At 62.0% G+C, this 11,893-nt stretch carries 12 protein-coding genes; 6 read left to right on the top strand and 6 right to left on the bottom strand.

Features of this window, described 5'->3' with window-relative positions; translation table 11 throughout:
- The 4 genes from V7080_RS17165 to sorU all read left to right on the top strand — a co-directional run.
- Nucleotides 1-646, top strand: a 646-nt coding sequence (locus tag V7080_RS17165; RefSeq protein WP_334189615.1) for an exodeoxyribonuclease VII large subunit, incomplete at its 5' end; no start/stop codon positions are given.
- Between the two features lie 104 nt (nt 647-750).
- Nucleotides 751-1,329, top strand: coding sequence for a superoxide dismutase (locus V7080_RS17170; protein ID WP_334189616.1), 579 nt, complete (start codon nt 751-753; stop codon nt 1,327-1,329).
- A gap of 311 nt (nt 1,330-1,640) precedes the next feature.
- Nucleotides 1,641-2,879, top strand: coding sequence for a SorT family sulfite dehydrogenase catalytic subunit (gene sorT, locus V7080_RS17175; RefSeq protein ID WP_334189617.1), 1,239 nt, complete (start codon nt 1,641-1,643; stop codon nt 2,877-2,879).
- Nucleotides 2,880-2,901: 22 nt separating this feature from the next.
- A complete protein-coding gene (sorU, locus tag V7080_RS17180) occupies nt 2,902-3,234 on the top strand; it encodes a SorU family sulfite dehydrogenase c-type cytochrome subunit (RefSeq protein WP_334189618.1) in 333 nt (110 codons plus the stop codon).
- A gap of 28 nt (nt 3,235-3,262) precedes the next feature.
- On the opposite strand, the gene V7080_RS17185 is transcribed toward sorU, so the two are convergent.
- The 5 genes from V7080_RS17185 to V7080_RS17205 form a co-directional block, all read right to left on the bottom strand.
- A complete protein-coding gene (locus V7080_RS17185; protein ID WP_334189619.1) occupies nt 3,263-3,595 on the bottom strand; it encodes a thioredoxin family protein in 333 nt (110 codons plus the stop codon).
- A 22-nt stretch (nt 3,596-3,617) separates the two neighbouring features.
- Nucleotides 3,618-4,874 carry a multidrug effflux MFS transporter gene (locus V7080_RS17190; RefSeq protein WP_442947246.1) on the bottom strand — a complete coding sequence of 419 codons (1,257 nt, stop codon included), beginning with the start codon at nt 4,872-4,874 and terminating at the stop codon, nt 3,618-3,620.
- Between the two features lie 103 nt (nt 4,875-4,977).
- Nucleotides 4,978-6,000, bottom strand: coding sequence for a cytochrome d ubiquinol oxidase subunit II (locus V7080_RS17195; protein WP_334189620.1), 1,023 nt, complete (start codon nt 5,998-6,000; stop codon nt 4,978-4,980).
- Nucleotides 5,993-7,372, bottom strand: coding sequence for a cytochrome ubiquinol oxidase subunit I (locus V7080_RS17200; RefSeq protein WP_334189621.1), 1,380 nt, complete (start codon nt 7,370-7,372; stop codon nt 5,993-5,995). The genes V7080_RS17195 and V7080_RS17200 overlap by 8 nt, the downstream gene beginning before the upstream one ends.
- A gap of 210 nt (nt 7,373-7,582) precedes the next feature.
- The gene (locus V7080_RS17205; protein WP_334189622.1) at nt 7,583-8,161 is read right to left on the bottom strand and encodes a GbsR/MarR family transcriptional regulator; all 579 of its coding nucleotides are present in this window, start codon (nt 8,159-8,161) and stop codon (nt 7,583-7,585) included.
- Between the two features lie 343 nt (nt 8,162-8,504).
- Between V7080_RS17205 and V7080_RS17210 the strand changes: the two genes are divergently transcribed.
- Entirely contained in the window at nt 8,505-9,674 is a 1,170-nt protein-coding gene (locus V7080_RS17210) for an MFS transporter (RefSeq protein ID WP_334189623.1), read from the top strand.
- Between the two features lie 93 nt (nt 9,675-9,767).
- The gene (locus tag V7080_RS17215; RefSeq protein WP_334189624.1) at nt 9,768-10,817 is read left to right on the top strand and encodes a cyclase family protein; all 1,050 of its coding nucleotides are present in this window, start codon (nt 9,768-9,770) and stop codon (nt 10,815-10,817) included.
- Between the two features lie 37 nt (nt 10,818-10,854).
- On the opposite strand, the gene V7080_RS17220 is transcribed toward V7080_RS17215, so the two are convergent.
- Nucleotides 10,855-11,893 (bottom strand): methyl-accepting chemotaxis protein (locus V7080_RS17220; RefSeq protein ID WP_334189625.1); only part of this gene is annotated, 1,039 nt, incomplete at its 5' end.

An 11,893-nucleotide genomic window follows, 5' to 3' on the forward strand; every position in this document is an offset into this window, starting at 1 on the left:
CATCTGCGGCGTCGGTCACGAGACCGACATCACGATCGCCGACTTTGCCGCCGACTTGCGGGCACCCACGCCCACCGCCGCCGCCGAACTGGCGGCAACGCCGCGCGCCGACTGGCTCGCCACGCTCGACGTGTACACCACTGACCTGGCCAGGATCATGAAGCGCCGCATGATGGATGCGGCCCAGACACTCGACTGGCTGTCGCGGCGGCTGGTCAGTCCGTCGGCGCATATCGCGCATGAACGGATGCGCATCGCCGGATTGCAGCACCGGCTCGCGCATGCGACGCGCATGCCGCTGCAGCAGGCCCGGTTTTCCGTCGACAACCTGCGCACCCGGCTGGCCGCCCGGCTGCCAGACACGACGGCCCAACGCGCCCGCCTCGACAACATTGCCCGCCGCCTCGACGTCAGCATGGCCACCACCAACGCGCAGCGGCGGCAGGCACTGGATGCCTTGTCGGTCCAGATTGAACTGCTCAATCCGCAACGAACACTGGAGCGCGGCTATGCGATGGTGGTCGATGCCAAGGGCCGGGTCATTCGGTCGCCGGGTGCCTTGCGCCCGCGCGAGATCGTCACCGTGCGTCTGGCGGACGGCAGCGCGGAGGTCGGCATTGCAACCGTGCAATCGCTGCTTGAGTGATTTTTGATCTCCGTACAGCGCGGTGCCGATGCAACCGGGCCGCATCCGACTTACAATTGTGGTCTTTCAAAAAATACATCCCCCAACAATCGAAAAGGAATGCCATGGAACATACCCTGCCTCCCCTGCCTTACCCGATGGAAGCCCTGCAACCGCATATTTCCAAGGAAACGCTCGAGTTCCACTACGGCAAGCATCATCAGGCTTATGTGACCAACCTGAACAACCTGATCAAGGGCACCGACTTCGAGAACGCTTCGCTCGAAGACATCATCAAGAAATCGTCCGGCGGCGTATTCAACAATTCCGCCCAGGTCTGGAACCATACCTTCTTCTGGAACTGCATGAAGCCGAATGGCGGCGGCGCACCGACCGGCCCGGTGGCCGATGCGATCAATGCGAAATTCGGATCGTTCGACAAGTTCAAGGAAGAATTCACCAAATCCTGCGTGACCAATTTCGGCTCCGGCTGGACCTGGCTGGTCAAGAAGGCTGACGGCTCGGTCGACATCGTCAACACCTCCAACGCCGGCACGCCGCTGACGACAAGCGACAAGCCGCTGCTGACCTGTGACGTATGGGAACACGCCTACTACATCGACTACCGAAATGCCCGTCCGAAGTTTGTGGAAGCATTCTGGAACGTCGTGAACTGGGATTTCGTGGGCAAGAACTTCGCCTGACAGGAATCGCATGCCGGTGCAGGCCAGGAACTAACAACCCTGCATCCGGTGCAGGAAGGGGCTGACAGCTCTGTCAGCCCTTCTACAGATTGAAGTCTTTCGTTGCATACCGCGACGTCATTTCGCTATCTCTCCCTACTGTGTCGACGAATGCCGGATCAATCGGCATGCTGCGTGCCGCCTGGCATGATTTCGGCAATACATCTCCGGCTACTCGTATAATCGTTTCTGCTCCAGTCGTGGCGCCTGCAATACGCACCGATGTTTTAACGCCGCATCACCGAACAATCAATACAACAAGGGAGACAGACATGACAAGACGATTCATAGGTACGGCCGATCCATCCCTCATCAATCCCCAGCGCCGCAATCTGCTCGCCGGGGGCGCAACAGCCGTCGCCGCAGCCGGTCTGGCCGGATTTTCGAAGACTGCCATCGCGCAGGCGGCTGCCGCCGCCGCGAAACCGCTCCCGCCCTACGTTGCCTGGAAAGATCCGGGCGCGATGATCGTCCATACCAGCAGCACGCTGGAGACAAAGCGCTCTGCGTTCGGTACCAGCATCATCACACCTACCGATCAGCTCTATATCCGCAATAACCTGCCGGCGCCGGATGCGTCCATCGTCGCCGACCGGGACGGATGGGAAGTGACGGTGGAAGGCGTGAAGAACCCGCGCAAGCTGACCGTGAAGGAACTGAAGGGCATGGGCCTGGAAACCACGGCGATGGTGCTGCAATGCTCGGGCAACGGCCGCGGCTATTTCCCCAGCAAGCCGAGCGGCACGCCATGGCAGGTCGGTGCGGCGGGCTGCGTGGTGTGGAGCGGCGTGCCGGTACGCGCAGTGGTGGAGGCGCTTGGTGGCGTGACGGATGGCGCGGTTTACATGACCAGCACCGGCGGTGAAAAGCTGCCGGAAGGGCTCGATCCGAAGAGCGCGGTTGTCGAACGTTCGGTGCCGGCGAAGGCGATGGCGGATGCCCTGCTCGCATGGGAAATGAACGGCGTGCCGATTCCGCTGGCGCATGGCGGGCCGCTGCGCATCATCGTGCCCGGATATTCCGGGGTCAACAACATCAAGTACATCAAGCGGCTGGCATTTACAGCGGAACAGTCCGAGGCGGCCATCCAGAAGACCGGCTATCGGCTGTCGCCCCTTGGCCAGAAAGGCGATCCGAGCCAGCCTTCCGTATGGGAGATGAGCGCCAAGTCATGGATCAATTCGCCCGCGCCGGAAAACGGTTCGGTGCAGGCGGGCATGGTGCAGATCAAGGGCGTGGCATTCGGCGGCATCCATGCGGTGAAGGCGGTGGAGGTGTCGGTCGACGGCGGCAAGACCTGGAAGCAGGCGAAATTCGTCGGTCCCGATCTCGGCCGCTATGCCTGGAGGCAGTTCGTGCTGGGAGTGAAGCTGCCGGCAGGCGAATACACCATCGCGAGCCGCGCGATCGATTCGGAAGGTAACCAGCAGCCGGAGGAGCGACTGGAAAACGCCAGCGGCTACAACAACAGCAGCTGGCGCGATCATGCGCTCAAGATCACCGTCGCCTGACGGCATGCCGAACGGAGATACGATGCATCGTTTAACGAAAGCCTTGTCCGTCATCCCGATTTTGGTAGCAGCCTTCCTCGGCGGCACAGCCTTTGCCCAATCCGGCTTGGACGAAGGCAAAAAGCTGTTCACCCAGGTTGCGGCGCCGGCGTGCTCGGTGTGCCATACGCTCAGGCACGCCGGCGCAACCGGCGAGGTCGGACCGAACCTGGACGAACTGAAACCGGACGCGTCGCAGGTCGAGAAAGCGGTCCGCAACGGTATCGGGCAAATGCCAGCGTTCAAGGGATTGAGCGACGCGGAAATCGCGGCACTCTCGAAGTACGTGGCGGCGGTTGCCGGCACGGCGAAGTAGACAGTAACGGGTACCCGGCGGCGGCTTGTTATGCGCCGCCGTCGATCGCGGCGAGCGCCTCGCGAATCTCTTCCGCGCTGTCCGGCCGGACCAGGCGGACAGCTTCCACTCCGTCGTTCATGAACACCAGGGTCGGCCATAATTTCACCCGGAACGAACGCCCCAGCGCCTTGCCCTTGCCGTCCTCGATCTTGATGTGCTGCACATTCGGGTGATTCGCCATGGCGGCGGCAAGCGGTCCCTGCGCCGCCTGGCAGAACCCGCACCAGGGAGCGCCGAATTCCACCAGCGCCGGCCCTTTCAAGGCATCGATATCGGCGCGCGTTGGGTCGGCGGATGCATAGGTTGAATTCATCGCCATTTTTTTATCCCCTTTCCAAATTCTAATGATTCATGACCTGCGTTCGATGATACCGCTTGCCTATCGTCCACAGGACAAAGCCGATGAGCGTGAAGGCGAGCTGTCCCGCGGCCAGCCACAATACCGAATGCGACAGCATGGGCGCCACGACGCCCGATACGACGGCGGCCAGCATGGTCTGCGTGAACGATTGGCATGAGGCAACGGTACCGCGGATTTCCGGAAAGAGGTCGAGCACCAGCAGGGTGACGGCCGGTGCAACCACCGACATGCCGAACGCATAAAAGAAGAACGGCGCCACCGACCACGGCAGGGAAGGCGGAAATGCGAGGTGATAGAGAACGTTGACGACGCCCGCGCCGATCAGAAAGCAGAAACCGATCATGACCTGCCGTGCGACCGGCAGTTTGCCGGCAAGGCGATTCACCGTGAACGCGCCGCAGAAGATCCCCGCCACCGTCGGCACGAACTGCCACGCGAACTGGTCCGGCCCCAATCCGAGATGCTCGGTGATGAATACCGGTGCGGCGGCGATGAACAGGAACAGGCCGGCGAAATTGAAGGCGACAGTGCCCGCCTTCAGGTGAAACAGGGGCGAGCGGAAGATCTGCTTGTAATTCCGGGTCAGCGATTGCGGATTGAATGGCTGGCGCTTGAGCGGCGGCAGGGTCTCGGGCAGCTTTTTGTAGCACACCCACAGCAGCAGCACGGTATAGACGAACAGGAACAGGAAGATCGAGCGCCAGTCGAGCAGCTTGACGATCCAGCCTCCGAGGACCGGCGCGATCGCCGGCGCGACCGAGAAGATCATCGTTACCACCGACAACAGCTTCGCTGCCGGCGCACCGGTATAAACATCGCGGATGATGGCCCGCCCGATCACGATGCCGGCGCCCGCCGATATACCCTGCAGGATGCGGAATGCCCACAGGTATTCGATGCTGTGCACCGCCGCGCAGCCAAGCGATGCCACGGCGAAAACCGCAAGCGAGCCGAGAATGATGTTGCGCCGGCCGAACGCATCCGATAGCGCGCCGTGCCACAGGATCATCAGCGCGAATGAAAACATGTACGCGGTCAGGGTCTGCTGGACCTCGATCGCGCTCGTCTGCAACGTCCGCTGAATGTCGGGAAAGGCGGGAAGGTAGGTGTCGACCGAAAACGGCCCGAGCATCGCCAGTGCGGCGAGCATTAATGCGAACGCATGGTACGCGGGAACCTTTCCACTCTTCGCATCTAGAGCGGACTGTTCAGCGACGTCCGGCGGCAATCTCTCCATGTTTCCTGGTCGGGTTTGGTAAGCCGGTCCGACATGGGTGGCTTGATGCTGTCAGACCGGCCGGCATTTTCATTGGTTCATCCAACCGGCAGATGAACGCGGATCACTGATAGCTCAGTTCTCGCGCCTTGCCCCAGAATACCCGATAGGAAAAAATGGTGTAGCCGATGATCGTCGGCAACACGATGATGACACCGAACAAAATAATCTTCAGCGACTCCGGAGCGCTTGCAGCCTGCCAGATGGTGAGCCGGTCGACGACGAGGTACGGAAACAGGCTGTAGGCAAGGCCGTTGAACGCCAGGAGGAAAATGCCGACAGTCGCCGCGAACGGCAGCCAGCAGAGCGTATCCCTGCCCTTCGCCAGCGTGGCCGGCAAGCGGCGCAAGACATATTCCGTCAGCGCGAACAGGGCCGCCGTCATCGCCGGGATGGGCGCCAGCAGGAGAATGTTCGGGAAGGAAAACCATTTATCGAAAATCTGCTGGCTCACCAGCGGCGTCACGACGGACACCGCCACCACGCCGAGCGCGCAGAACAGCAGGCTGCCGCGCGCCCACGCGACCGCCCTCTGCTGCAACGCGCCCTCGGTTTTCATGATCAGCCAGGTGGCGCCGAGCAATGCGTAGCCGGCAATCAAGGCCAGGCCGGTAAATACCGCGAAGGCCACCTGCGGAAATCCATGGTCGAAGCCGACAATGTAGAGCCCGATCATCAGGCCCTGGGCGAAGGTAGCCAGCACCGAGCCGCCGTAGAACGCCATGTTCCATGCATGCTTGTGGTCATCGCGCGCCTTGACGCGGAAGTCGAATGCGACACCGCGCAGGATCAGGCCGGCGAGCATCAGCGCCACCGGCAGATAGAGCTCGCCGAGTATGACGCCGTGGGCCATCGGAAACGCCACCAGCAGGATGCCGACACCCAGCACCAGCCAGGTTTCGTTGGCATCCCAGAACGGGCCGATGGACGCGATCATCGTATCCTTCTCGGACTCGCCGGCACGCCGCAGCAGGATGCCGACGCCGAGATCGAAGCCGTCAAGGATGACGTAGGCCATCATGGCCACGCCCATCAGGCCGAGGAAGACGAGCGGCAGCCAGCCGCCGGGTTGAGAGAGTTCAGGCATGACGTGTTTCTCCAAGCAGGGAACCGGTGGCGCCGACAGTCGGCGGCTCCGGGTACAGCGGTTGGACAGGCTTGCCGTAGCCGGCCTTGCGGGCCAGGTGGAACAGCACGGTGATGTAGGCGACGGTCAGTCCCGCGTACAGGAGGAGGTACATCACGAGCGTGCTGGCGATCATCGGCGCTGGAACATTGGATACCGCCTCCGCCGTGGTCAGGACACCGTAGACCAGATACGGCTGGCGGCCGATTTCAGTGACATACCAGCCTGCCACCGTCGCCACCCACCCGGAAAAGCTCATCGCCACCAATGCGCGTGCCGTCCACGGCGTGACATCGCCGCGGCGCTTGAGCTGCCATGCGCACAGCCAGGAAACGGCAAGCATCAGCATGCCGGTGCCGACCATGACGCGGAATCCCCAGAACAGCGGGGCCACCGGCGGATGCTTGTCGCCGAAGTCGTTCAGGCCCTGGATCTCGCCGTCGGCATCGTGTTTCAGGATGATGCTGGCGACTTTCGGGATGCCGATTTCGAAGTGATTCGTCCTTTCCTCCTCGTCCGGCAAGGCGAACAGCAGCAGCGGTGCGCCGCGCTCGGTCTCCCAGACGCCTTCCATCGCGGCGATCTTGGCCGGCTGGTGTTCCAGCGTGTTCAGGCCGTGCATGTCACCGACCAGGATCTGCACCGGGATCAGCAGCGCCGCAACGGCCACGCCGCTCCGGAGCGCGGCCATCACCGACGGCGCGCGATCGCCGCGCAGCCAGCGGTAGGCGGAGATACCGGCCACCAGGAAGGCGACGGTGAGACCGGATGCGATCAGCATGTGCGTCAGGCGGTAAGGCATCGACGGATTGAAGATGATCGCCATCCAGTCGGTCGCATGCGCCTGTCCGTTGATCATTTCAAAACCGACCGGCGTATGCATCCAGGAATTGAGCGCGATGATCCAGAATGCCGACATCGTCGTGCCGCCGGCCACCAGCAGGGTCGCCAGCGTATGGACGCGACTGGATACGCGCTGCGCGCCGAACAGCATGATGCCGAGGAAGGTGGCTTCGAGGAAGAATGCGGTCAGAACTTCATAGGCGAGCAGCGGGCCGGCGATATTGCCGACGGTTTCCATGAAGCCCGGCCAGTTGGTGCCGAACTGGAAGCTCATCGTGATGCCGGAGACCACACCGAGCGCGAAGGTCAGCGCGAAGATCTTCACCCAGAATTGATAGGCTTCCGCCCACTTGGCGTCGCCGGTCTTGTTGTGACGCAGCTTGAAGAACAGCAGCATCCATCCGAGGGCGATGGATATGGTGGGGAAGAGAATGTGGAACGTGATGTTGCTCGCGAACTGGATGCGGGCGAGCATGAATGCGTCGGTCATGGTGTGCTCTGCGAGGTTGGAGGGTTATGCAAAATTGTTGGTGGTGGCGAATCAACCTGCTGGCTCCTTCCCCCTCTTAGGGAGAAGGTTGGGATGGGGCGGCCCGCGCAGGGGTAGAAAGGTTGCGCGACTGCATCCGCTGGCCTAACCTCACTACCCCCACCCTAACCCTCCCCCTGAAAGGGGGAGGGAACCTGTATATAGAGGGCATCAACTTTCTCCTGTGTCCTTGCCGGACTTCCCGCCTCCCGACAACATCAGCTTGTTCTTCAATTCAAGAAACTTCTGCGCCTTTGCCCCCAGTTTCATCAACTGCACCAGCGTGCGCGTGTCGAGGTGCCGGATGTCGTCAAACCAGTCGCTGACCAGTTCGATCAGGTCATGCATCTCCTGCAGCCGCTTCTGGGCATGCAAATCCTCGTCACTGGAGGCGGTCTGGATCAGGGCATCGCGCAGCATCGACAGCGTCGGGTCGATCTCGCGCTTGCGGCGCTGCTCGGCGAGCGTGCGGAAAATGGCCCATACATCGTCGGGCGTCGAAAAGTATTCGCGACGGTCGTTCGGGAGGTGCTGCAGGCGGATGAGTTGCCACGACGCAAGCTCTTTCAAACCCATGCTGACGTTCGAACGGGAAAACCCGAGCGACTCGGCGATTTCATCCGCATTCAGCGGCTTGGCGGAAACGTACAGCAGGGCGTAGATCTGGCCCACCGTGCGATTGATACCCCAACGGCTGCCCATCTCGCCGAAATGGAGTACGAAGGTTTGAACAAGCGGCGTGAGGTTCATCTCGGTGTTTTTGAATTTTCAGGAATTACTGAAATTCTAGCACAAACCGATATGTGGAATCACTTCGCCTTTCCGTAGCAATCCGCCGGGAAGCCGCACGGGGCGGCGCTTCGGACATGAATTGCCGCTTCCGGTTACATTATGAGCAATAAATAATTTACGGCAGCCGGGTTTGCCGGCTGACTTCCGAGGAGACAACGGATCGCCGGGCAAGCCCGCCCCGCCTGCGGGCTTTTTCTTTGCCCCAAGACACCGGTTCAAGCAATATGCCTATTACTTTCACATTCAATTTCCAGTTCAGCGCTGCGGCGCGCCCTTCCAACGTCCGTACCCCGGAGGCGCCATGATCGCGTCCGGACGGTTTCAAACAATCATGATGGTGCTGACAGGCATGCTGGTGACCCTGGTCACGGTTGCCTTTGCCCGGCTTTCCTTCGGACTGATCCTGCCGTTCATGCGCGAAGATTTGGGATTGAGTTACCAGGCGGCGGGCGCGCTTGGTACGGCGAGTGCCCTCGGCTACCTGTGCCTGGTGATGGCGGCCGGCGCATTCGCTTCCCGCCGCGGCGGCAGGGCGGCGGTCCTGATCGGCGTCACGCTGACCACCGCAGGATTCATCGGCCTGAGTCTCGCAAGCCACTATGTCCTGTTGCTGATTTTCATGCTGCTGCTGGGCTTCGGCACCGCGTTTTCCTTCACGCCGGTCATTTCCCTGCTGGCCGGCGCCTTTCCGCAGCGGCGCGGCGCGATCATCGGCCTGACGAACAGCGGCATCGGCCTCGGCCTTCTGATCGCCAGCGCGGTGGTGCCCTACCTGACGGTCGACGACGAGCACGGCTGGCGACTTGCCTGGGCGGCATTCGCGGTGCCGAGCGCGGTGGCGGTAATGGCGGCACTGATGTTCCTGCCGCGCCTGCCTGCGCATGCCGGTCCCGGCGTGACGTTCGACAAAGGCGTGGTCTTCCGCAACCGCAGGCTGATCGTGGTCGGTTTGCTGTACGGGGTGATCGGCCTGACCTACATCACCCAGGCCACCTTCACATACAGCTTCGCATTGCAGGCCGGCCTGGCGGCCTCGACTGCCGCACAGCTGGCGGCGCTGATGGGCATCCTGTCGCTATTCGCCGGTCCTGTCTGGGGCATGGTGTCGGACCGCATAGGCCGTCCGAGTTCCTTGCTGGCGTCGGTATCTCTTACCCTGGTCGGGATGCTGATTCCCGTGTTCTGGCCGGTGCTGATCGGTTTTGCCGCGCACTACTTCATTCTCGGCTGCACCATCTCCGGCATGTTTACCTCCGTGCTGGCGGTTGCAGGAGAGACGGTCGAACCGCAGCAGGCGCCACTGGCGACCAGCTATGTCACGCTGTTTTTCGCCGGCGGCCAGTTTCTCGGGCCGGCAATCGCGGGAACGATGATCGAACACATGGGATTCCGGGGAACGTTCGCCATCAACAGCCTGATCATCGGATTCGGCGTTTTTCTGACATTGAAACTGCGGCCAGTCAAAGCATGATTTCGCTGTGCAGAATTACGTTTCAATTTCATTGACAGCCTTCCAACGGCTGCGTTAGCGTTATTCCGAATTCAAAAACAAAGGAGACAAAGCATGCGCTGGAAAAACCGTCCACCAGGATCGAACTGGGGCGATTTCGGACCCGATGATCAACTCGGACGCGTCAATCTTCTCAACCGTGAACAGGTACTCAAAGGCGCTGCGGAAATACGCGAAGGCCACAGCTTCTGCCTGTCGCTGCCGCTGAATCTGCCGGGCGGAAATCTGCTGAATCCGCGCCGCAACCCGCCCCGCCTGCAGCCGACCTACCGCGACGGCAAGCCGATGCTGAACTTCCCGATGACGCGGGTCGATGCCGACGCCGTCGACATCATTTCGGACGACCAGGTGCTGATCTCCCTGCAGTATTCAACCCAATGGGATTCACTGGCGCATGTCGGCGCGCGTTTCGATGCCGACGGCGACGGCAACGCGGAGATGGTGTACTACAACGGCTACCGGGCCAATGCCGACGTCAAGGGTCCGCTCGATTACCGGGACGACGGCGCGGAAGTGGAATGCGGATGCAGCGGGCCGCACCTGTCACAGGCCGATGCGCTGGGCATCGAGAACATGGCGGCGCACGGTATGCAGGGACGCGGCGTGCTGGTCGACCTGCATCGGCATTTTGGCGATGCGCGGCAACTGGTCGGGTATGACGAGCTGAGCATGGTGATGTCGAAGGACGGCGTGCAGGTGGAGCCGGGCGACTTCCTGGTACTGCGCACCGGCTTCGCCGAGCGGGTGGTGGCGATGGGCGGCAATCCGGATCCCGACGTCCTGCATCACAGTTGCCCGGTGATGAATGGCCGCGATGAGCGCCTTCTGCAATGGATCACCGATTCCGGGATCAGCGCAATCTGCGCTGACAACTATGCGGTCGAAGCCTATCCCGCCGTGACGGTCACCGGCAAGAAATCGCTGCTGCCGCTGCATCATCATTGCCTGTTCAAACTGGGCGTGCCGCTGGGTGAACTCTGGTACCTGCACGACCTGGCGCAGTGGCTGCACGCCAACAAGCGCAATCGCTTCATGCTGACCGCGCCGCCGTTGCGCCTGCCGGGCGCGGTCGGTTCGCCGGTGACGCCGGTGGCGACGGTCTAAGGGAACGGTCCGCGAAACAACGTCAACCGGTGACAATTCAACGGGGCAGTTTCGGCACGGACCTCGGGGCATAAGCCAGGGCCGAGGAATTTGCTCCGACGTTGGCCGAACTCAGGTCGAACGCCGCAACCGCCTGTCCCAGCGTCGACGCCCTGCCCTGCATGGCCGCCGCCGCGCTTGCCGCCTGCTCCACCAGCGTAGCGTTATGCCGCGTCATTTCGTCCATTGTGGCGATTGCGCGGTTGACTTCCTCGATGCCGGCACTCTGTTCCTGGCTTGCCTCAGTGATGTCGTTCATGATGCCCGCCACATGCTGGACCGCCGCGACGATCTCCGCCATCTGCTTGCCGGCATCGTTTACCAGCGCATTGCCCGATTCGACCTTCTTCACCGAATCGCCGATCAGCTCCTTGATCTCCTTCGCCGCCTGCGCCGAGCGCTGCGCCAGCGTGCGCACCTCGGCGGCCACGACGGCGAATCCCCTGCCCTGCTCGCCGGCCCGCGCTGCTTCGACAGCGGCGTTCAGCGCCAGGATATTGGTCTGGAAGGCGATGCCGTCGATCACGCCGATGATGTCGACGATCTTCTTCGCCGATGCGCTGATGGAGGCCATGGTATGCACGACCTGGCCGACCACTTCCCCGCCCTGCACGGCGGAGCCGGAAGCGGATTGCACGAGCTGATTCGCCTGCCTGGCGTTCTCGGCATTTTGTTTGACGGTCAGGGTCAGCTGCTCCATCGACGATGCGGTTTCTTCCAGCGCGCTTGCCTGTGCCTCGGTGCGGCCCGACAGGTCGGCGTTACCGGCGGCGATCTCGTCGGAAGCGGCCCCGATTTCATCAGTGCCGCTCCGGACCTGGCTGACGATGCGCGACAGGCTGTCATCCATTTCCTTCAGCGCCCGCAGCAATTCGCTCGTCTCGTCCTTGCCGGTGACTTCGATCGGGGCGCCCAGCTTGCCGCCGGCAACCCGCTTCGCCACGCCGACCGCATCATCCAGCGGCCGCGTGATGCTGCGCGTCGTCATCCATGAGAACATGCCGCCCATCAGCACCGTCAGCACACCCATTCCAATG

This window comes from Noviherbaspirillum sp. (assembly GCF_036846085.1).
In the GTDB taxonomy this organism is placed as follows: domain Bacteria; phylum Pseudomonadota; class Gammaproteobacteria; order Burkholderiales; family Burkholderiaceae_D; genus Noviherbaspirillum.